General features: G+C 57.1%; 17 protein-coding genes. 7 read left to right on the top strand and 10 right to left on the bottom strand.

Annotated elements, in window-relative coordinates:
• The first annotated feature begins 209 nt into the window (after positions 1–209).
• The 6 genes from lptD (at position 210) to apaH (ending at position 6,981) form a co-directional block, all read left to right on the top strand.
• Positions 210–2,579 (top strand): LPS assembly protein LptD, encoded by a 2,370-nt coding sequence (gene lptD, locus AC2AXP_RS16155; RefSeq protein ID WP_004955429.1) that lies wholly within the window; start codon positions 210–212, stop codon positions 2,577–2,579.
• A 66-nt stretch (positions 2,580–2,645) separates the two neighbouring features.
• Positions 2,646–3,947, top strand: coding sequence for a peptidylprolyl isomerase SurA (gene surA, locus AC2AXP_RS16160; RefSeq protein ID WP_004955430.1), 1,302 nt, complete (start codon positions 2,646–2,648; stop codon positions 3,945–3,947).
• Complete coding sequence (pdxA, locus tag AC2AXP_RS16165; RefSeq protein ID WP_484381804.1) at positions 3,934–4,926, top strand: 4-hydroxythreonine-4-phosphate dehydrogenase PdxA; 993 nt, start codon at positions 3,934–3,936, stop codon at positions 4,924–4,926. The genes surA and pdxA overlap by 14 nt, the downstream gene beginning before the upstream one ends.
• Positions 4,919–5,737 (top strand): 16S rRNA (adenine(1518)-N(6)/adenine(1519)-N(6))-dimethyltransferase RsmA, encoded by an 819-nt coding sequence (gene rsmA, locus AC2AXP_RS16170; protein WP_198773268.1) that lies wholly within the window; start codon positions 4,919–4,921, stop codon positions 5,735–5,737. Before pdxA ends, rsmA begins: the two co-directional genes overlap by 8 nt.
• A 12-nt stretch (positions 5,738–5,749) precedes the next feature.
• Complete coding sequence (apaG, locus tag AC2AXP_RS16175) at positions 5,750–6,127, top strand: Co2+/Mg2+ efflux protein ApaG (protein ID WP_004955436.1); 378 nt, start codon at positions 5,750–5,752, stop codon at positions 6,125–6,127.
• Between the two features lie 2 nt (positions 6,128–6,129).
• On the top strand, positions 6,130–6,981 hold the full coding sequence (gene apaH, locus AC2AXP_RS16180) for a bis(5'-nucleosyl)-tetraphosphatase (symmetrical) ApaH (protein ID WP_004955439.1): 852 nt from the start codon (positions 6,130–6,132) through the stop codon (positions 6,979–6,981).
• A 66-nt stretch (positions 6,982–7,047) separates the two neighbouring features.
• Here apaH and AC2AXP_RS16185 read toward each other — a convergent pair whose 3' ends face one another.
• The 4 genes from AC2AXP_RS16185 to AC2AXP_RS16200 all read right to left on the bottom strand — a co-directional run bounded on the left by AC2AXP_RS16185 (position 7,048) and on the right by AC2AXP_RS16200 (position 11,163).
• A complete protein-coding gene (locus AC2AXP_RS16185; RefSeq protein ID WP_484381805.1) occupies positions 7,048–8,937 on the bottom strand; it encodes a PhoX family protein in 1,890 nt (629 codons plus the stop codon).
• Positions 8,938–9,285: 348 nt separating this feature from the next.
• Positions 9,286–9,768 (bottom strand): type 3 dihydrofolate reductase, encoded by a 483-nt coding sequence (gene folA / locus AC2AXP_RS16190; protein ID WP_004955442.1) that lies wholly within the window; start codon positions 9,766–9,768, stop codon positions 9,286–9,288.
• Positions 9,769–9,901: 133 nt separating this feature from the next.
• Positions 9,902–10,366: a threonine/serine exporter gene (locus AC2AXP_RS16195; RefSeq protein WP_004955444.1), complete on the bottom strand. Its 465-nt coding sequence runs from the start codon at positions 10,364–10,366 to the stop codon at positions 9,902–9,904.
• Positions 10,363–11,163, bottom strand: a complete 801-nt coding sequence (locus tag AC2AXP_RS16200) for a threonine/serine exporter family protein (RefSeq protein ID WP_004955446.1) — start codon at positions 11,161–11,163, stop codon at positions 10,363–10,365. Before AC2AXP_RS16200 ends, AC2AXP_RS16195 begins: the two co-directional genes overlap by 4 nt.
• Positions 11,164–11,290: 127 nt before the next feature.
• Between AC2AXP_RS16200 and AC2AXP_RS16205 the strand changes: the two genes are divergently transcribed.
• Entirely contained in the window at positions 11,291–11,905 is a 615-nt protein-coding gene (locus AC2AXP_RS16205) for a LysE family translocator (RefSeq protein ID WP_039992427.1), read from the top strand.
• A gap of 40 nt (positions 11,906–11,945) precedes the next feature.
• On the opposite strand, the gene kefC is transcribed toward AC2AXP_RS16205, so the two are convergent.
• The 6 genes from kefC to dapB all read right to left on the bottom strand — a co-directional run bounded on the left by kefC (position 11,946) and on the right by dapB (position 22,683).
• Entirely contained in the window at positions 11,946–13,799 is a 1,854-nt protein-coding gene (gene kefC, locus AC2AXP_RS16210; protein ID WP_004955448.1) for a glutathione-regulated potassium-efflux system protein KefC, read from the bottom strand.
• Positions 13,792–14,349, bottom strand: coding sequence for a glutathione-regulated potassium-efflux system oxidoreductase KefF (gene kefF, locus AC2AXP_RS16215; protein WP_484381806.1), 558 nt, complete (start codon positions 14,347–14,349; stop codon positions 13,792–13,794). Before kefF ends, kefC begins: the two co-directional genes overlap by 8 nt.
• A gap of 187 nt (positions 14,350–14,536) precedes the next feature.
• Positions 14,537–16,708, bottom strand: coding sequence for a ferric-rhodotorulic acid/ferric-coprogen receptor FhuE (fhuE, locus tag AC2AXP_RS16220; protein WP_039991175.1), 2,172 nt, complete (start codon positions 16,706–16,708; stop codon positions 14,537–14,539).
• A gap of 295 nt (positions 16,709–17,003) precedes the next feature.
• Positions 17,004–20,225: a carbamoyl-phosphate synthase large subunit gene (gene carB / locus AC2AXP_RS16225; RefSeq protein ID WP_484381807.1), complete on the bottom strand. Its 3,222-nt coding sequence runs from the start codon at positions 20,223–20,225 to the stop codon at positions 17,004–17,006.
• A 17-nt stretch (positions 20,226–20,242) separates the two neighbouring features.
• Positions 20,243–21,391, bottom strand: coding sequence for a glutamine-hydrolyzing carbamoyl-phosphate synthase small subunit (gene carA, locus AC2AXP_RS16230; protein WP_484381808.1), 1,149 nt, complete (start codon positions 21,389–21,391; stop codon positions 20,243–20,245).
• Positions 21,392–21,861: 470 nt separating this feature from the next.
• Positions 21,862–22,683 (bottom strand): 4-hydroxy-tetrahydrodipicolinate reductase, encoded by an 822-nt coding sequence (gene dapB, locus AC2AXP_RS16235; protein ID WP_198773267.1) that lies wholly within the window; start codon positions 22,681–22,683, stop codon positions 21,862–21,864.
• Between the last annotated feature and the right edge of the window lie 54 nt (positions 22,684–22,737).

The following is a 22,737-nucleotide window of genomic DNA, read 5'->3' on the forward strand; positions in this document are numbered from 1 at the left end:
TATTACTTTCAGCGCAATGCCCCGCCGCAATAGCTAAGGGTTAGGCGATTTTTCCCAAGATTTCGATTATCATACCTGTCATTTATCGCTGCGCCTAACAACGACGCAGTTAAACGGCAGGATTTAACTAGCGCAACGCAGATGAGTGATATAGTCTCTGACCGTTTGCCGGACATGACGCCTCTGATGACGGAACACCAAAACCGCGTATGAAAAAAAGTTTCCCAACACTGCTGGCCACGATGATTTGGACGGCACTCTACAGTCAGCATGCGCTGGCTGATCTGGCCGAGCAGTGCATGCTCGGCGTTCCTACCTATGACAAACCGCTGGTCAGCGGCGATCCCAACAGCCTGCCGGTAACCATCAATTCCGATGATTCCCGCGCCGACTATCCGGGTAGCGCGTTGTTCAGCGGTGATGTAAAAATCGAACAGGGCAACAGTACGCTGACGGCGAAACAGGTCGAGCTGAACCAGAAGCAGGAGCCGGGTCAAAGCGATCCAATCCGCACCGTCACCGCCACTGGCGATGTGCACTACGACGATAACCAAATCAAGCTGAAAGGGCCGAAGGCCTGGTCGAACCTGAACACCAAGGACACCGATGTCTACCAGGGTGATTACCAGATGGTCGGCCGTCAGGGGCGTGGTGACGCGGACAAGATGAAAATGCGCGGCCAGAATCGCTACACCATTCTGGAAAACGGCACCTTTACCTCTTGCCTGCCGGGCGACAACAGCTGGAGCGTAGTCGGTTCCGAAGTGATCCACGACCGCGAAGAGCAGGTAGCGGAAATATGGAATGCGCGCTTTAAAATCGGCGGTGTTCCGGTGTTCTACAGCCCGTATCTGCAATTGCCGGTGGGCGACAAGCGGCGTTCAGGCTTCCTGATCCCCAATGCGAAATATGGCAGCAATAACGGCTTTGAATTCATGCTGCCGTATTACTGGAACATTGCGCCCAACTTCGACGCCACCATTACGCCGCACTACATGACCAAACGCGGTTTGCAACTCCAGAACGAATTCCGTTACCTGACGCAACCGGGCGCCGGCACCATCGAATTTGACTGGCTGCCAAACGACAGCGAATACAACAAGGACAACCCGCAGGACAGCAACGATACCCGCTGGCTGTTCTACTGGAACCACAGCGGCGTCATGGATCAGGTGTGGCGCTTCAACGTTGACTACACCAAAGTCAGCGACTCGCAATACTTTAACGATCTGGACTCGCTGTACGGTTCCACTACCGATGGCTACGCGACGCAAAAATTCAGCGCCGGCTATGCCGATGAAAACTTCGACGCCACCATCTCGTCCAAGCAGTTCCAGATCTACGACAATACCAGCCGCACCAGTGCGGATACCTACAAGGTATTGCCGCAGATTGACATCAACTATTACAAGAACGACCTTGGTCCGTTCGACTTCCGCGTTTATGGTCAGGCGGCCAAGTTCGTCAACATTAACCCTTACAGCCCGGATGCCACACGTCTGCACCTTGAGCCGACGCTGAACCTGCCGTTGACCAACGGTTGGGGCTCGCTCAACAGCGAAGTGAAGCTGATGGCGACGCACTACCAGCAGGATATTCCGGACGGTTTCGCCGGCAACTACAAGAGCCGAACCGGTCGTGACGCGCCGGAGCTGGACGACTCGGTCAACCGGGTACTGCCGCAGTTCAAGGTTGACGGCAAGATGGTCTTCGACCGCAATATGGACTGGGCGAAGGACTTTACCCAGACGCTGGAACCGCGCCTGCAATACCTGTATGTGCCGTATCGCGATCAGAGCAACATCTATTCCTACGACTCCACGCTGCTGCAGACCGATTATTCCGGCCTGTTCCGCGACCGTACCTACAGCGGTCTGGATCGTATTGCTTCGCAGAACCGTCTGGCCGCCGGGGTAACGTCGCGCGTTTATGATGATGCGCTGGTTGAACGTTTCAACGTTTCTGTGGGTCAAATCTATTACTTCAGTCGTTCGCGCACCGGCGATCAGAACTCCGGTTACGACAACAATGATGACACCGGCAGCCTGGTATGGGCCGGCGACACCTATTGGAAGATCGACGATCGTTGGGGTCTGCGCGGCGGGGTGCAATACGACACCCGCCTCGACAGCGTGGCGCTCGGTGATGCAGTACTGGAGTACCGTCAGGACGAAAACCGTATGGTGCAGTTGAACTACCGCTACGCCAGCCCGGAATATATCCAGGCGACGTTGCCGCAGGTCACCAGCCCGGGCTATCAGGACGGCATTTCGCAGGTTGGCGTTACCGCCAGTTGGCCAATTGCCGATCGTTGGGCGATCGTCGGGGCTTACTACTACGATACTCGCGCGCAACAGTCCGCAGATCAACTGGTTGGCCTGCGTTACAACACCTGCTGCTGGGCGGTTAACCTCGGTTACGAACGCAAGATTACCGAATGGGATACGGGTAATCAGTCCAGCAAATATGACAACAAAGTTTCATTCAACATCGAACTGCGTGGCCTGAGCAGCGATCATAGTCTCGGCACCGGTGAAATGCTGCGTTCAGGCATTCTGCCATACCAACGTGCGTTTTGATGTTCTGTAATACTTTGAAAAACTAGAACTTTCACCCGCATTTGCGGATTACATAATGGGAAATGTATGAAGAACTGGAGAACGCTTATTCTCGGATTGGTGGTTTGTGCCAATGCCGCGTTCGCAGCACCCCAAGAAGTGGATAAAGTCGCCGCCGTCGTGGATAACGGCGTGGTACTCGAGAGCGACGTCAATGGTTTACTGCAGTCGGTGAAGCTCAATGCGCAGCAGGCCGGCCAGCAATTGCCGGACGATAAAACGCTGCGTCACCAGATCCTCGAGCGTTTGATCATGGATAACATCCAGCTGCAGATGGCCAAGAAAATGGGCATCAACGTCACCGATGCCGATCTGGATAAAGCCATCGGCAACATTGCCGCGCAAAACCGCATGTCCATCGATCAGCTGCGCAGCCGTCTGGCTTACGAAGGGTTGAACTACAACACTTACCGTTCGCAGATCCGCAAAGAGATGCTGATCACCGAAGTACGCAACAACGAAGTACGTCGTCGCGTCACCATCCTGCCGCAGGAAGTCGATGCGCTGGCGAAACAGGTCGGCGCGCAAAACGGCAGCGACACCGAAATGAACATCAGCCACATCCTGATCCCGCTGCCGGAAAACCCGTCGCAGCAACAGGTTGATGAAGCGGAAACGCTGGCCAAACGTCTGATCGGCGAAATCAACAGCGGTGCCGACTTCGGCAAGCTGGCTATCACCTATTCTGCCGACTCACAGGCGCTGAAAGGCGGTAATATGGGCTGGGGTAAACTGCAAGAGATCCCTACCCTGTTTGCCGAACGTCTGGTCAGCGCTAAAAAAGGCGATGTCGTCGGTCCTATCCGTTCAGGCGTCGGCTTCCATATCCTGAAGGTCAACGATCTGCGTGGCGCCAGCCAGTCCATTTCGGTTACCGAAGTTCACGCACGTCACATCCTGCTGAAGCCGTCGGTGGTGATGACTGACGATCAGGCGCGGGCGAAACTGGAAGAAGTGGCGGCAGCGGTCAAAAGCGGCAAAGCCAAATTCGCCGACGAAGCCAAACAGCTGTCTCAGGATCCGGGTTCTGCCCTGCAGGGCGGCGACCTGGGTTGGGCGTCACCGGACATCTATGACCCGGCCTTCCGCGATGCGTTGTTGAAACTGCAAAAAGGCGAAGTCAGCCAACCGGTGCATTCGGCATTTGGCTGGCACCTGATCCAGTTGCTTGATACCCGCCAGGTGGATAAAACCGATGCGGCGCAAAAAGAACGCGCATACCGCATGCTGTTCAACCGCAAGTTTGCCGAAGAAGCGCAAACCTGGATGCAAGAACAGCGCGCTGCGGCCTACGTAAAAATTCTTGATGGCAGCAATGCGCAACAATAATCGTCTGGTAATTACCCCCGGTGAACCCGCCGGGGTGGGGCCGGATCTGGTGATAGCGCTGGCACAGCAGGCATGGCCTATTGAGTTGGTGGTATGCGCCGATCCGGCCCTGTTGCTTGCACGTGCCCAGCAGTTGAACCTGCCGCTGCAGCTGCGCGAGTATCAACCGGGCAGCGCGGCCCAGCCCCAGCAAGCCGGCAGCCTGACGGTGTTGCCGATCGCGCTGGCGGCACCGGCGAATGCCGGTCAGTTGGACGTCAGCAACAGCAGCTACGTGGTGGATACTCTGGCGCGCGCCTGCGACGGCTGCCTGAACGGTGAATTCGCCGCGCTGATCACCGGTCCGGTCAACAAGAGCATTATCAACGAGGCCGGCGTGCCGTTCAGCGGTCACACCGAGTTTTTCGCCGAGCGCAGCCAGCGCGATCGGGTGGTCATGATGCTGGCTACCGAAGAGTTGCGCGTCGCACTGGCCACCACGCACCTGCCGTTGCTGGCAGTGCCGGGCGCCATTACCGAGCAAAGCCTGCACGAAGTGATCACCATTCTTGACCATGATTTGAAAACCAAGTTTGGCATCGCGCAGCCGCAGATTTATGTTTGCGGGCTTAACCCGCATGCTGGCGAAGGCGGCCATATGGGCCGTGAAGAGCTGGACGTGATCATTCCGGCGCTGACCGCGCTGCGTGCTCGTGGCATCGCGCTGACCGGCCCGCTGCCGGCCGATACGCTGTTCCAGCCAAAGTATCTGCAACATGCAGACGCGGTGCTGGCGATGTATCACGATCAGGGTCTGCCAGTGCTAAAATACCAAGGGTTCGGCCGCGCGGTGAATATCACGCTCGGCTTACCTTTTATCCGTACCTCGGTGGATCACGGTACCGCGCTGGAACTGGCCGGCACCGGCACCGCCGACGTGGGCAGTTTCAAAACGGCGTTAAATCTCGCCATTAAAATGATAAGTAATTGTAATGAATAATAGAGTCCACCAAGGGCATTTTGCCCGCAAACGCTTTGGACAGAACTTTTTAACCGATCAGTTTGTCATCGATAGCATCGTTTCCGCCATTCACCCGCAGCCGGGCGAAGCCGTGGTTGAAATCGGCCCAGGGCTTGGCGCATTGACCGAACCGGTCGGCGCTCGCATGGATCGCATGACGGTGATTGAGCTGGACCGCGATCTGGCGGCTCGCCTTGCCAGTCACCCACAGCTGAAAGACAAACTGACCATTCACCAGCAAGATGCCATGACGGTCAATTTCTCCGAAATGGCCGAACAGGCTGGCCAACCGCTGCGCGTGTTTGGTAACCTGCCGTATAATATTTCGACACCGCTGATGTTCCACCTTTTCAGCTATACTCAGGCTATTCGCGACATGCATTTTATGTTGCAGAAAGAAGTGGTTAATCGCCTGGTTGCCGGTCCGAACAGCAAGGCCTACGGCCGTTTATCGGTAATGGCGCAATATTATTGCAACGTTATTCCGGTGCTGGAAGTTCCGCCTACCGCTTTCGCGCCACCGCCAAAAGTGGACTCTGCCGTGGTACGTCTGGTTCCGCATGTGGTCATGCCGCATACCGTCAGCGATGTTCGCATGCTGAGCCGCATAACCACCCAGGCTTTCAATCAGCGTCGTAAAACCGTGCGTAATAGCCTTGGCGATTTGTTCACGCCGGAACAACTGAGCGAGCTCGGCGTCGATCCTACGCTCAGAGCAGAAAATATTTCTGTGGCGCAATACTGTCAGCTGGCAAACTGGCTATCAGCCAAACCGGCGCCGCAGCAATAAGGAGTCGAGACCATGATTGATTCACCCCGTGTGTGTGTTCAGGTACAAAGCGTATATGTGGAATCACAGTCGCAGCCGGAAGACGATCGCTATGTCTTCGCCTATACCATCACTATCCGCAATCTGGGGCGTTTCAACGTGCAATTGCTGGGCCGTTACTGGTTGATTACCAACAGCAACGGTCGGCAAACTGAAGTTCAGGGCGAAGGCGTGGTTGGCGAACAGCCAATCATTCAGCCCGGCAGTGAATTCCAATATACCAGCGGCGCGATCCTCGAAACGCCGCTGGGCACCATGGAAGGCCACTACGAGATGGTTGATCATCTGGGTCAGTCGTTCCGCACCGCTATTCCCGTCTTCCGACTCGCTATCCCAACGCTGATCCACTAACTATGTCGACATATCTTATCGGCGACGTTCATGGTTGTTTCGATGAACTCAAGTCGCTATTAGCTCAGGTTTCTTTTGATCCGCAGCAGGATACGCTGTGGTTGACCGGCGATCTGGTGGCCCGAGGGCCGGGATCGCTGGAAGTGTTGCGTTTTGTGCGCTCGCTCGGCCCGGCAGTGCGCATGGTGTTGGGCAATCACGATCTGCATTTGCTGGCGGTGTACGCCGGCATTAGCCGCAATAAGCCCAAGGATCGCATTACTCCGTTGCTGGAAGCACCTGACGCCGACGAACTGATCAACTGGCTGCGTCGCCAACCGGTATTGCAGGTGGATGAGCAACAACAGCTGATCATGGCGCATGCCGGCATCACGCCGCAGTGGGACATCGAAACCGCCAAAATCTGCGCGCGCGAAGTGGAAGCGGTGCTCAGCAGCGACAGCTACCCGCTGTTCCTCGATGCGATGTACGGCGACATGCCGAACAACTGGAGTCCCGAGCTCAGCGGTCTGGCACGTTTGCGTTTTAGCACCAATGCCCTGACGCGCATGCGCTACTGCTTCCCGAATGGTCAACTGGACATGATCAGCAAAGACGCGCCGGGCACCGCGCCCGCGCCGCTAAAACCCTGGTTTGCCCTACCGCGTCTGGTGGATCCGCAGTACACCATCATCTTCGGCCATTGGGCGTCGCTGGAGGGCAAGGGCACCCCTGACGGGATTATCGCGCTCGATACCGGCTGCTGCTGGGGTGGAGAGCTGACGATGTTGCGCTGGGAGGATAAACGCTACTTTACCCAGCCATCCAACCGGCGGGAGATGTTGGACGGCAGTGATACGCTGGCGGCGTCATAACCGACTCAGCGTAAAATCAACAAGGGCGCCATTGGCGCCCTTGTTGATTAAGCCTGGTCAGGCGGATCAGGCGCCAATCACCCCGCCATCTTTGCGGGTGATCATCAATACCGAAGAGCGTGGACGCGGACTGTTATTCGGGAAGTGAGAATCCCCTTCCTCTCCAGGGTGCTGGACGTTAACAAACATCGTTTTGTAATCTGGCGTGAAGGTAATACCGGTCAGTTCGCATGACTTCGGTCCGACCATAAAGCGGCGGATCTCGCCGCTTTGCGGATCGCCCACCAGCATCTGGTTGTTACCCTGCCCCTGAAAATCGCCTTTATTACTGTACTTGCCATCGGTCAGGATCCACAGACGCCCTGCCTTATCGAACCCCAGGCCATCCGGGCTGTTAAACGTATTTTCAGCCGTGATGTTTGGCGTGCCACGGTTGACCCCTTCCGGATAGGCGATCGGGTTGCCACACAGCACATAAATGTCCCATGAGAACGTTGCTGCCGTCGCGTCACCGCCTTCGTCCCAGCGGATAATCTGGCCGTAAACGTTCTTTGGACGCGGGTTGGCGGCATTCAACGGCATGCCTTCTTCACCGCGCTTGCTGTTGTTGGTCAAGGTGCAGTAGGCGCGCCCGTCATGCGGGTTGACGGCGATCCATTCCGGGCGATCCATTTGAGTGGCGCCAACCTGCGCGGCAGCCTTGCGGGCAAAGATCAGCACTTCTGCCGCATCACGGAAGCCGTTTTCCGGCGTCAGGCCGTTTTTGCCAAACTCCAGCGCTATCCAGCGCCCTTTGCCTTTGAGCGGCGTGCCGTTGGCGTCACCGTCAAACTGCGCCACGTACAGCGTGCCGTCATCCAGCAGGCCGCGGTTATTCGCCGGGTTGGCGACGTCAACCTTACCTTTGGAAACGTATTTATAGATATGCTCGCCGCGTTCATCGTCGCCCATATACACCACCAGACGCCCATCCCTGGCCACGGTTACCGCGGCATTTTCATGTTTAAAACGCCCCAGCGCGGTGTGTTTTATCGGCGTCGAGGTCGGATTCATCGGGTCGATTTCCACAATCCAACCGTGGCGGTTAAATTCGTTCGGGTTCTTCGCCACGTCGAAACGGTCGTCAAAATCCGGCCAGTTACGTTCTGGCTCGCTGACGTTGAGCGTGTAGCGCTGCTGTTCCGGCGTGGTTTTATAATCGGCCTGTTTGGTGCCGAAATAGGTATCGAAGTTCTCTTCGCAGGTCAGATAGGTGCCCCACGGCGTTTTGCCGTTGGCGCAGTTGCCAAAGGTGCCCAGCACCTTACGGCCGGACGGATCGGCTGCGGTTTGCAGCAACGGGTGGCCGGCTGCCGGGCCACTGAATTGCATTTCGCTATTGGCGGTAATGCGGCGGTTGTAGCGCGAAGGGCGCTCGACTTCCCAGCGCTGCGTGTCGCCAATGCGTTTCACCGCCACAATCGAGACGCCGTGCCCGGCCTGAGACTTGCGCACCTCTTCCAGACTGGTGGCCTTGCTGCCGCCATGGGCGAACAGGTACTGCTCGTTAACGTATTCGTTATTGATCGCCATCACCCCGTGACGATCGTCGATCGGGAAGAAGCTCATGCCATCGTTGTTATCGCCGAATTGTTTTTCCTGATCGGCCGCGCTATTACCGCCATTGGCATCAAACGCCGCTGCGCCGTCAACCAACGGCTCCCCCCAGGAGATCAGCACTTCAGCCTGGTATCCCGGTGCGATCGCCACCTCATCGGCGCTAGAAGCAGCAATCCCTTTAAAGCCCAGCAGCTTGTTGGCCGGCAGATCCTCGGCCAACGCTTCGGCCGATACGCTCAAAATACCGCCGCCGAGGAAACCGGCCAGGCCAACGGCGCCGGCGCTGCCCAGCAGCAATTTACGACGGGTGGGATCGATCAGGCGATCGGCATTTAATTGCTCAATTTTATTGGTCATGATTTTAGCTTCCTGGTAGACGGCGCCACGATCAAAGGTCACCAGAGTTGCCGAGGCGCTCAAGGTTGGGCTTCATACTAATCAGGAAGTGTGACGAAAATGTTACAGAGGTCAGGCAGGGACACAATTTGCCGGCAAAAGCAAAATAGCTCGCTAAAACAAAGCGCTCAAAATTCCCTGGCGCGCCTGATAATGCTCAGTCAACCGTCTGGCGCGTTGATGTGCCGCGCGCTAAGTCGCTCGGTAGCGTATAGCGTTCAACCTGTGGGGCTGAGGAAGGCCTCCGCAGGGACGCAATCACTTTGTTCCCTGCGGGTGTTTTACGGCTTACGCTGCGTGACTCGTCGATTAACGACGTTCGAGAATTTCAAAACAATAGCTGTGCGAGTTCTGCTCGTCTGCGTCATGGAATTCGCTAAACGAGGTTTCCCATTCGTCTGGTTCGTAATCCGGGAAATGCGTATCGCCACCGACTTCGGCGTCGATGTGTGTCAGATACATGCGGTTGGCACGCGCCAGGAACTGGCTATAGATACGCCCGCCGCCCATCACCATCACTTCTTCCACGTCGCCCGCGGCAGCCAGTGCTTCATCCAGCGAGGTTGCCCAGGTCACGCCGGTTTCAACGCCCGCTCGGCTGCTCAACACGATATTATGGCGCCCCGGCAATGGGCGGCCAATCGACTCAAACGTCTTGCGGCCCATAATGACCGGCTTATTTAACGTGTTACGTTTAAACCACGCCAAATCGGCTGGCAGATGCCATGGCATGGCGTTTTCCATACCAATTACGCGATCCGCCGCCAAGGCAGCGATCAGGCTGATAATCATTGTTAAACCCTGTATAGGCAGCAAAATTGCTCACACTATACGTAAAGCCCCATCGGCCGTCGATAGGGCAAACAAGCAATGTGAATATATAAGATAGCTCTTATCAGAATAGCTAATAATTACCGGCACTAAGCTATACCCCCGGGCGTTTGCGATACAACCATAATCCCGGTAACGACAGGCCGATCGACAACGCGCCGACGATAAAACAGGCTTTGAGAAAATGCGTCACCATCACCGCCATCAGCGCCTCGCTATAGCCAAGGTGTGAGATCTCCACCAGCGTAATCATGGCGGTATAGGCTGGGATGCCAGGGAACATCGGGATAACCGCCGCCACGGTGAATACTTTCGGATGCGCCAGCAACCAGCGCGACCAATATATACCGATAATGCCAATCAGCACCGCCGCCAGAAACGACGCCCATTCGATATTGATGCCCCCCGCCATCAGCAGCATGCGCGAGCCGTGCCCCAACGCACCAAGCAAGGCGCAATAGCGCAGCGCGCGCAGCGGCACGTTGAACACCATGGCAAACCCCAGCGCCGGCACCGCCGCCAGCAGCATATCGCGCCCCAGCGCCCATAACAGCATCATGACCACCCCCGCAAACCCCACAGCGACATCGCCATTATTACGCCAATGCAGGTGGCGAGGGTTAACAGGCTGGCCATTGCCCAGCGCGCCAGGCCGGTATTGACATGCCCCTTGAACATATCCGCCACCGCATTGATCAGCGGAAAGCCCGGCACCAGCAGCAATACGCTGGCGGCCATCGCCACGCTGGCCGTCTGATTAAACCACGGCAGACGCAGCAGCAAGCCGGATGCCGACGTGGCGACAAACGCCGTCAGGCAGAAGTTGATCAGCGGGTTCATCTGCCGAGCGGTCAACATCTGCCGTACCCACATCGCCAGACCACTGGCGATAAAGGTCACGGCGAACGCATCGCTACCGCCGCCGTTAAGCATGCTGAAGCAACCGCAGGAGAGTGCCACCATCAATACCACCAGACCGCGTGGGTAACGCAGCGGGCGGATCTTGTCGAGGCGCTTTGCCACCTCGCCGACGTCCGCCAGCCGATGTTCCGCCAGAATCACCACGTGCTGCACCTCGGTGACCATCTGCATGTTGATACCGCGATCGATGTTCTTGCGCGTCGTGGTCAGACAGGCTCCGTTGCTGATGGTCGTCAGCACCACCGCGTTGGCGGAAATCGAGCTTTCTACGCTGTCCATGCCCAACGCCAGCCCGAGGCGGGTGGAGAGTTGTTCAACCACCATGCTTTCGGCACCGTGCTGCAACAGCATCAGTGCGCATTGGATGCACAGTCGGGTGATGTCTCGTTGTTGCCGGTTAGGCTCCGGCATGCTGATGATGGCTTGCTGCTTCATACTGCCCCGTGATTCACGCTGAATGAATGTTCATCATATTGCTTATTCTGCCCACAATGGGTTGATGCGCGTCAGGGTGCTCAGCGTTATTATCAATGCAATGACATTTTTTACCGAGACTGTGACCATGCTTGAAACCACACTGTTCGTCGCCGGGATCGCCACGCTGGGCATGTTGTCGCCGGGGCCGGATTTTTTCCTGGTGATCAAGAACGCCGCACGTTATCCACGGCTGGCGGCGATGATGACCGCCTGCGGCGTGATTTTCGGCGTCGCGACCCATATGTCGTACTGCGTCGCCGGGCTGGCGGTGGTGATTACCACCACGCCGTGGCTGTTTAACCTGCTGAAATATGCCGGTGCGGCCTACCTTATCTGGGTTGGCATCCAGGCGTTGCTGTCACGCGGCGGCGGTAAAATGAACGTCAGTAATCTGCCACAGCAGCAGGTCAGCCTGAAAAATGCCTTTATGCAGGGTTATCTGTGCAATCTGCTGAACCCAAAGGCTACGCTGTTCTTCCTGGCGGTGTTCACCCAGGTGTTGCAGATCGACTCCGGCATCGGTGAAAAATTGTGGTATGCGGGGATAATCCTTGGCCTGTCGGCGCTGTGGTGGCCGCTGCTGGTATATCTGATTCAAAGCGGGCCGGTACGCCGCGGGTTGGAAAAAGTGCAGAAGGTGGTCGATAAACTGCTGGGCGGCATGTTGATTGCGCTTGGGATTAAGGTCGCACTGAGCTAAGCCGCTAAAAACGCGCTCTCCAGCGGAGAGCGCATCTGACTTACCCTTTGGCTTCCACCACCTCGTCTTCCGGCGCCTTGCCGTCGATGCTGCCGCGCCAGCCGGTTTGCTGAACCCGTACCAGACGCGACCGATCCTGTTCGATGGCGGTACTGAGCATCTCCTTCGCCCGCTGCAAGGTGGCGATGCGGAATTCGGTATCTTCGTAATTCTCCATCATCGCTTCCAGCATTTGCAGATTGTAACGGCGGAAAGTGTCCGCTTTCTCACGCGCCTCGTAGGCATCCAGCCCCAGCAATTCCAGGGTTTCGCGGCCAATGCGCAGCGAGCTTTCGAACGTCTCGCGTTCCGGGTTTTCCACGCCCAACTGTCGCAGCTGATACCAGTGGTCGACGTCGCGCGCGCGCGCCACCACCTTCAAGTGCGGGAAATGGCGCTTGGCCAGCTCGGTCAGTTGCAGGTTGGCCTCCACGTCATCGATGGCGTTAATCAGCACTTTGGCGTGCTCTGCGCCAGCGGCCTCCAGCAGATCGGCGCGCGTGGCATCGCCATAAAACACTTTGGTGCCGAACTTGCGCAGCGTTTCGATATGATCCGGATCGTGATCCAGTACCACGGTGTGTACCCCGTTGGCCAACAGCAAGCGACCGGCGATCTGGCCAAACCGGCCAAAACCGGCGATGATGACGCTGGCGTTCTCTTCATCGATCACATCCGCCGGACGATCGTCCTTCGGCGCATTGTTCTCCCGTCGGGCGGCGATAACCAGCAGCAGTGGCGTTGCCGCCATTGACAGTGCCACCGCCAGCGTCAGCGCTTTCGCCCACTCCACCGGCAGCACGCCGGCCATTTGCGCTGCGCCGAAAATCACAAAGGCAAATTCACTGCCCTGGCCAAGCAGAATGGCGAACAGCCCGCGCTGACGCTTCGGCACGCCCAGCAGCGGCGCAATCAGCCACAGCATGGCGGCCTTCAGCAACATAAAACCCAACAGCAGCGTGGCGATCAACAGCGGATGACTGAACAGCGTGCCAAAGTCGATCGACATGCCCACGCCGATAAAGAACAGGCCAAGCAGCAGGCCTTTGAACGGCTGAATGTCGCTTTCTAGCGCATGGCGGTATTCCGAGCTTGCCAGCAGTACCCCGGCAAGGAACGCCCCCATCGCCATCGACAAACCGGCCATTTCCAGCAAAATGCCGAAGCCGAAAACCAGGAACAACGCCACGGCGCTGAACACTTCACGCATGCCGGAACGTGCGACAAAATGCAGCAGCGGCCGCGTCACATAACGGCCCAGCAACACTACCAGCGCCAGCGCTCCGACCACCTTTGCCGCTGACAGCGCAAAGGCTTCCAGCGTGGTAGCCGCGCCGCTATTGGCCAACAGCGGGATCATCGCCACCAGCGGAATTGCTGCGATGTCCTGGAACAACAGCACCGCAAAAGCACCGCGGCCAATCGGCGACGGCGTCAGGTTACGTTCGCTCATCGCCTGCATGGCAATGGCGGTAGAAGACAGCGCCAGCGCCAGGCCAATCAGCAGCGCCACTTTCCAGTCCAGTCCCAAGAAATAACAGAATGCACTGAGCACCAGCCCGCAGCCGGCCATCTGTAATCCGCCACCGCCAAACACCGACGCGCGCAGCGTCCATAACCGTTTCGGATCCAGCTCCAATCCGATAATGAACAGCATCAGCACCACGCCGATTTCCGCAAAGGTCAGGATCGATTCGGCATCTGATACCAGCTTCAGCCCCCATGGGCCGATGATACAGCCGGCAATCAGGTACCCCAGTACCGATCCCAATCCCAGTCGCACCGCGATCGGCACCAACAGACCTGCCGATCCCAGATAGATCAGCCCTTCAAGCATCATGCCGTGATTATCCATTTTCGGCTCCCAGTGCCAGCGGTTGTTGACGATCCAGCAGATATTGCATCAAACGCTGGCGGTAAGCCTCACCGGCGGATATCAACGCCGGCTCGTTGCAGGTGAAAGTGTTATGTACGGCAAAGTACGGCTGCCAGTGCATGCCGCAATATATCGCCGTTGCCTGCAACGGTTGCCCCAGCACCGCAAAGTTGGGGTAGTTACCCAGTTCGAAGTGGTGTTCATCGCCGCCGCTGGTCACCGCCCACAGACAGTCTTTACCCACCAGCGCATTGCCTTCATGACCATAGGCCCAGCCGTGTTCCAGCACTTTGTCGATCCACAGTTTCAGTAACGGCGGCAGGCTGTACCACTGGATCGGATGCTGTAACACCACCAGATCGGCACGCTGCAGCGCCTGCTGTTCGGCGTTGATATCAATATTAAAATCAGGATAAAGCTCATACAGCGAACGGACTTCCACGTCGGGAATGTCCTTTACCGCCTGCAATAAGCGCTGATTGGCATGGGAATGCCGGGGATACGGGTGTGCGTAAATGATTAGAATCATGCTGTTCTCGTCGTTCCTTGCCAATACATCAAGCATATATACCAATCACACAGCCTGACAGGTTGTTGTTTGATTGATAGCGGAAATTTTTAACGCGAGCCAACAAATTTGCTGAATGAATTTAACCAGCAGATGAAAAACCGTCGGAGCGGTTGCAGGAGCCTGCAAAGCAGGCTCCCGTCTGGCATCAGAACTGATAATTGGCAGTGACAGAAACGCTGCGTGGCGCACCGTAGACCGCATAACTGCCGAGGTAGTCGTAATACTCTTTATCGAGCAGGTTATTCACGTTGGCCTGTAGCGAAAACTGCTGGTTAACCTGATAACGCGCCAACAGGTTAACTAACGCATAGCTGCCCTGTTCGGGACGCGATGCCCCCGCCGGGCCGGCGTCGTCACGCCAGGTATGGTTTTGCCAGTTGACGCCGCCGCCGATGGTCAGCGCCTGTAGTGCCGGCACTCGGTAGCTGGAAAACAGCTTCAGCGTGGTGCGCGGCATAAACGGGTTCACCGCCTCGCCATCCTTGTCTTCGGCGACAAAACGCGACGCGCCGAAGGTCATCTGCCAGTTGTCGGTCAACGCGCCGTTGACTTCAAACTCAACCCCGCGGCTCACCGTACCGCTGATCGATTCATACGCCATTTCGGCAGTGCCGGGAATATAGGCACCGGTGCTGACACCCAGGTTGTCCTGCTCGGTACGGAACACCGACAGTGAGGCCGTCAGGCGACTGTTATGCCAATCGCCCTTAATCCCCGCTTCGTAGTTCTTGCCGGTGGTCGGGTCAAGATAGTTGCGGTTGGCATCGCGAACCGTTTGCGGCTGGAAGATTTCGGTGTAGCTGATATAGGCCGAATAGGTGTCGTTAATGTCGTAGATCAGCCCGGCATAGGGCGTCACCGCGTCTTTGCTGCTGGTGGCGGTGGTACCGTTGGCGCGCCAGTCGGTATAACGCGCGCCAACAATCAGCGACAGCGGATCGGCCAGCGAGAAACGCACCGCACCGTAGAATGACTTTTGTCGCAGCGTATCATCGGCATACACCACCCACGGTGACCAACTGCCTTGCGTGACGTTGCCGTCCCAGTTGTTATAGTTGCCGACGTCGGCCGTGGACAGCATCGACTGTGAGTTGAAGTAATAGTTGTTCTGCTTGCTGTAGCTGCCGCCGGCCACCAATTCATGCTGGCGGCCGAACAGCTCAAACGGTCCGCTGGCATAAGCGTCCAGCGAGTCGAGTTTGCGCGTGCCCTTGTTCCAGCCACCGTAGGCCATCACCCCGTCGCCGGTGATTTTATCCGGGTAACCCGAGGCATACATCAGTTTGGAATCAAAGGTGGTTTTGGCGTGGGTTGCATTCACGCGCGCCTGCCAGCCGTTGTCAAAACGCTGCGTCAGATCGGCAAAAATCTTGTTCGACTCCTTGTCCGAATACGCCCAGTCCGGCGCCGGGTTGAAACTGCGATCGTAGTGAGTCCGGCTGCCGTCGCTGTACCAGGTCGGCAAACCGCCCCAGGTCGGGTTGCTGGTGTGGCTCTGCTGGTATTCCCATCCCAGCGATAATTTGGTCGAGTCGGTCAGATCGGCATCCAGTACGGTATACAGAAATTTTTTGCGGTTGCCGTAACGGTCCAGCCAACCATCGCCATCCTGATAACCAGCCACCGCCCGCCCACGCACGCTACCGTCGGCGTTGAGCGGCGTGCTGACGTCACCGACGTAACGCTGCTTGTTCCAGCGACCGTAGCTGGCGGACAGATTGCCGGTCAGCTCACGGCTGTCGGCATGTTTGCGCACCATATTAATCGCCGCAGACGGGTTGCCCGAGCCGGTCATCAGGCCGTTGGCGCCACGCACCACCTCGATGCGCTGATAAATTGCCGTATCACCGGCGGCGTCGCCAAAGTTCCACACTTCATCGACGGTGGTCGGAATATCGTCGTACAGATAATTGTTGATAAAGAAGCCGCGCGAAAAATAGGTCGAGCGATCGGAATCGATATTGTTGGCGCTGATGCCGGTGGTGTTGCTCAGCACGTCGCCGATGGTTTGCAGATCCTGATCCTGCATGCGCTGCTGAGTGATCACGCTGACTGATTGTGGAATATCGCGTGGCGTCAGCGCCATTTTGGTACCGGCGCGAGTTACCGGCACCGCATAGTCCTGCTCCGGCAGCATACTGCCGTTGGCTGTAGCGTCGACGGTAATGGTGTCTTCACTTTCCGCTGCCATGACTACCGGCGTGGAACAACACGCTGCCACCAGTAACGCCAGACTGGAACGTGTAAAACCGCCGACGGCAGACGGCCGGAAGCCGCAGGCATGGTTTCCCCTGAGACGAGAAGCAACGAAGGACATGATAATTCCTCAATATAGTTTTTATTGTGCCAAGGTGCTCGCACCCCAGGCAGGCCACGAATACGTTTATTTGACGGCGCAGACATGCAAAAACAAATGAGAACTATACGCATTAGCTTTAATGGGGTAAACCGCTGTTTCAAAAAGTTCCAAGAAATTTCTTAATTGAGCGTGGGTCAAGGCGGGAGAAGGTAACGGCAGATGACGAAAAGGCGGAAAAAAAGGCGGAGATGACCGAGCGGCACTCTCCGCCAGCGTTCGCCAGGCAATCCCCCGGCGAACGCTAATGCGGTATTTACTTGATACGGGCGTGCATTTCCTGCACCGAGGTCACCTGCTCGGTTGGATCGGCCTTCAGCGCCATGGCGGTGGCAAAACCGCCGTTCAGCGTGGTGTCGTAATGCACTTTATATTGCAGGGCGCTGCGGCGGATCAGTTTGGAATCCTCAATCGCCTGGCGGCCTGCGGTGGTGTTGACGATATAGGTGTACTCGCCATTCTTGATGCGATCCTGAATGTGCGGACGGCCCTCATGCACCTTGTTGACCAGGCGCGGGTTAATCCCCGCCTCACCCAACACCACCGCGGTGCCGTGGGTCGCATCCAGCTCAAAGCCCTGCTTCAGCAGGCTGGCGGCCAGATCGACCACTCGCGCCTTGTCGCCTTCGCGCACTGACAGCAGCGCACGGCCCTGTTTTTTCATGCCGGAGTTGCTGCCAAGCATCGCTTTGGAAAACGCTTCTGCAAAGGTGCGGCCAACGCCCATGACTTCGCCGGTGGAGCGCATTTCCGGCCCGAGAATCGGGTCAACGCCTGGGAATTTGTTGAACGGCAGCACCACTTCCTTCACCGAGTAGTACGGCGGGATCACTTCTTCCGTCACGCCCTGTTCGGCCAGGGTTTTGCCAGCCATCACGCGCGCCGCCACTTTCGCCAACGGCACGCCGGTGGCTTTCGAGACGAATGGCACGGTACGCGCCGCTCGCGGGTTGACTTCAATCAGGTAGACTTCATTATCCTTGACCGCAAACTGCACGTTCATCAAACCACGCACCTGCAGTTCAAACGCCAGTTTTTCCACCTGTTGGCGCATCACGTCCTGGATTTCCTTGCTCAGCGTATAGGCCGGCAGTGAACAGGCCGAGTCGCCGGAGTGAACGCCCGCCTGCTCGATGTGCTCCATAATACCGCCAATCAGCACGCGTTCGCCGTCGCAGATGGCGTCGACGTCCACTTCCACCGCGTCGTCCAGGAAACGGTCCAGCAATACCGGCGCGTCGTTGGAGACGCTGACCGCATTCTGGAAGTAGCGACGCAGATCGACCTCGTCGTAGACGATTTCCATCGCGCGGCCGCCCAGAACATAGGAAGGGCGCACCACCAGCGGATAGCCGATGCCGGCCGCCTTTTCTACCGCCTGGTCGATAGCGGTAACGGTGGCGTTGGCCGGCTGTTTCAGACCGAGACGGTTTACCGCCTGCTGGAAACGCTCGCGGTCTTCGGCGCGGTCAATCGCGTCCGGACTGGTACCGATAATCGGTACGCCGGCCGCTTCCAGCTCACGCGCCAGCTTCAGCGGAGTCTGGCCGCCGTATTGCACGATAACGCCCTTGGGCTGCTCGATGCGCACGATTTCCAGCACGTCTTCCAGCGTGACCGGCTCGAAGTACAGGCGGTCGGACGTGTCGTAATCGGTGGAAACGGTTTCCGGGTTACAGTTGACCATAATGGTTTCGTAACCGTCTTCGCGCAGCGCCAGCGAGGCGTGCACGCAGCAGTAATCGAATTCGATGCCCTGACCGATGCGGTTCGGGCCACCGCCCAGCACCATCACCTTCAGTCGGTCATGGGTCGGGTTGGATTCGCACTCTTCTTCATAGGTGGAATACATGTAAGCTGTGTCGGTAGAAAACTCCGCCGCACAGGTATCCACGCGCTTGTAAACCGGGTGCAGACCGTAACCATGACGCAGTTTGCGCACGGCGCTCTCCGCTACGCCGGCCAGTTTGGCCAGGCGCGCATCGGCGAAGCCCTTACGCTTCAGGGTGCGCAGGAACTCCGGCGTCAGCCCGTTGATGCCGGACGCTGCCACCTGCTCTTCCAGACGTACCAGCTCTTCAATCTGCACCAGGAACCAACGGTCGATGTTGGTCAGGTTGAACACGCCATCGACAGACAGGCCTGCGCGGAAGGCATCGGCGATGTACCAGATGCGCTCGGCGCCGGCGTCTTTCAGTTCGCGGCGTATTTTGGTCAGCGCTTCCGGATCGTCCAGGCTGACTTTCGGATCGAAACCGGTAGCACCCACTTCCAGCCCGCGCAGCGCCTTCTGCAATGATTCCTGCTGGGTACGGCCAATCGCCATGACTTCGCCGACCGACTTCATCTGGGTGGTCAAGCGGTCGTTGGCGCCGGCGAATTTTTCGAAGTTGAAACGTGGGATTTTGGTGACCACGTAGTCGATCGACGGCTCAAAGGAGGCCGGAGTGCGACCACCGGTGATGTCGTTCATCAGCTCGTCGAGGGTGTAACCCACCGCCAGCTTGGCGGCGATTTTGGCAATCGGGAAACCGGTCGCCTTCGACGCCAGCGCCGAGGAGCGTGACACACGCGGGTTCATTTCGATCACGATCAGGCGTCCGGTCTTCGGGTTCACCGAGAACTGCACGTTGGAACCGCCGGTTTCCACGCCGATTTCACGCAGTACCGCCATCGAGGCGTTACGCATGATCTGGTATTCTTTGTCGGTCAGGGTTTGCGCCGGCGCGACGGTGATCGAGTCGCCGGTGTGGATGCCCATGGCGTCGAAGTTTTCGATAGAACAGACGATGATGCAGTTGTCATTCTTGTCGCGCACCACTTCCATTTCATACTCTTTCCAACCGATCAGCGACTCATCGATCAGCAACTCTTTGGTCGGCGACAGATCCAGGCCGCGTTCGCAGATTTCCTCGAATTCTTCGCGGTTGTAGGCAATGCCGCCGCCGGTGCCGCCCATGGTGAAGGACGGACGAATAATGCACGGGAAGCCGACGTCGGCGGCCACTGCCAGCGCTTCTTCCATGGTATGGGCAATACCAGAACGCGCGGTGTCCAGGCCGATTTTCTTCATTGCCACGTCAAAGCGGCGACGGTCTTCGGCCTTATCGATAGCATCGGCGGTGGCGCCAATCATGGTCACGCCAAATTCCGCCAGCACGCCCTGACGCTCCAGTTCCAGCGCGCAGTTCAGCGCCGTCTGGCCGCCCATGGTCGGCAGTACTGCGTCCGGACGCTCTTTTTCGATGATTTTACGTACCACCTCCCAGTGGATCGGCTCAATGTAGGTCGCATCGGCCATTTCCGGGTCGGTCATGATGGTGGCCGGGTTGGAGTTAACCAGAATAACGCGGTAACCCTCTTCACGCAGCGCCTTGCAGGCCTGAGCGCCCGAATAGTCGAATTCGCACGCCTGGCCGATAACGATCGGGCCAGCGCCGAGGATCAGGATGCTTTTTATATCAGTACGTTTTGGCATTTTATCAAGGCTCCTGATTATTTGGCGTTGGAACGGTAAGTCTCAATCAGTTCGATAAAGTGATCGAACAGCGGGGCGGCATCGTGCGGGCCCGGGCTGGCTTCCGGGTGCCCCTGGAAGCTGAACGCCGCTTTGTCGGTATGATGAATGCCCTGCACGGTGTGGTCGAACAGCGATTTGTGCGTCACGCGCAGATTGGCTGGCAGGTTGTTCTCGTCAACTGCAAAGCCGTGGTTCTGCGCGGTGATCATCACCGTATGGTTATCCAGATCTTTCACCGGATGGTTGCCGCCGTGGTGGCCGAGTTTCATCTTCACCGTTTGCGCACCGCTGGCCAGCGCCAGCAACTGGTGGCCAAGGCAGATGCCGAACACCGGGATGTCGGTGTCGAGGAATTGCTTGATGGCGTCGATGGCGTAATCACATGGTTCCGGATCGCCCGGACCGTTAGAGAGGAAAATGCCGTCTGGCGCCATTTTCAGCACCTCTGCCGCCGGGGTCTGCGCTGGCACTACCGTCAGGCGGCAGCCGCGATCCACCAGCATGCGCAGGATATTGCGCTTGACGCCGTAGTCATAGGCCACCACGTGGAACGGCAGCGCGGCCGCGTCTTTGGCTTCCGGCAGCTCGCCCTCAAGCGTCCAACTGCCCTGTTGCCAGGCGTAAGCTTCCTGGGTGGTCACTTCTTTTGCCAGATCCATTCCTTTCAGCCCTGGGAAGGCCTTGGCCTTTTCCAGCGCCAGCGCTGCGTCCGGCGCGTCGCCGGCAATGATGCAGCCGTTTTGCGCCCCCTTTTCACGCAGCAGACGCGTCAACTTGCGGGTATCGATATCGGCAATCGCCACAATGTTGTTGCGCTTCAGGTATTCCGACAGCCCTTCTTCACAGCGGTAGTTGCTGGCAATCAACGGGAGGTCGCGAATAACAAGGCCTTGAGCGTGAACAGCGGAGGATTCTGCGTCGGAAGCATTGGTGCCGACATTGCCGATATGGGGATAAGTAAGAGTAACGATCTGGCGGGAGTAGGAAGGATCGGTGAGGATTTCTTGATAGCCGGTCATCGACGTATTGAAGACCACTTCCCCCACTGCCGTACCTTCTGCCCCGATGGCCCGACCGTGGAATTGGGTTCCGTCTTCCAGAACCAATAGCGCTGACTTAATCAAAACACCCTCCGAGGAATAATCAATCACAATATTTGCATATTAATTCAGATATCGCGATCTAAATCAATGCAAAAACCGGCCTCAAGGCTAATTTTTGGCAAATTGGGCGCATTTTAATGATGGGTGCTCGGTTTGTCTACTCCAAGTGGCATTTTTCTAGTTATTTTTGCATATTTCACGCATTTCTTGCTATCTCAGTCATAAAAACACATGGAAACCCGCAATGGGTAAACGGTTGCGAGCCACAATGACAGAAAATCCGGCGCATCGCCACCTGACGGACGATAACCGGGCGTCAAAAAGGTTAACAAGCCAGTAAAAATCCGAGTTAACCATTAAAAACATAAAAAAAATCAACCTATCACGTCGAAATCGCTATTTTTCATGTTAAAAAAAAGGACAATAAAAATATTGCCCTATTATCATATCGTTATGATTAACTCACACACATCACGATGATGTTCGATAAATTATAACTGGTGCAAACCCAGCACGTCACGCATATCAAATAGACCATTTTGCCGATCTGACAGCCAACTTGCCGCACGAACCGCACCATTGGCAAATGTCATGCGACTGGAAGCCTTATGGGTAATTTCTACCCGTTCCCCGATGTCGGCAAACATGGCAGTGTGCTCACCGACGATATCCCCGGCGCGAATAGTGGCAAAACCGATGCTGTGCGGATCGCGTTCGCCGGTATGCCCTTCACGGGCGTACACCGCACAGTCTTTCAGATCGCGGCCCAGCGCATCGGCGATGGCTTCGCCCATCGCCAGGGCGGTGCCCGAGGGTGCATCCACCTTATGGCGGTGATGTGCTTCAACAATTTCGATGTCGGTATAGTCGCCCATTACTTTGGCGGCCTTCTCGAGCAGTTTCAGCACCACATTGACGCCGACGCTGAAGTTGGCGGCAAACACGATGCCAATCTGCTGCGCGGCATCGCGAATAGCCGCTTTGCCAGCATCGTCAAAACCGGTGGTGCCAATCACCATCGCCTTGTGATGCTCGACGCAAAACGCCAGATGCGCCAGCGTGCCTTCCGGGCGGGTGAAATCGATCAGAATGTCGAAGTCATCCGCCACCTTTTGCAAACTCTCGCTCACGGTCACGCCCAGCGCGCCGATACCGGCCAGTTCGCCAGCATCGGTGCCCAGCAGGCTGGAGCCTGGACGCTCCAATGCCGCCCCCAGCACCACACCCTGTGCCTGCTGTACGGCCTGGATCAATTGACGTCCCATCCGGCCACCGGAACCCGCAATCGCAATGCGAATCTGTGAATCAGTCATGCTTTATCTCTCTTTTTGATTTGATGCCTATTCCATAGGCTATCGATTCAGGGT

It is taken from the genome of Serratia sp. Sp408 (assembly GCF_057180665.1).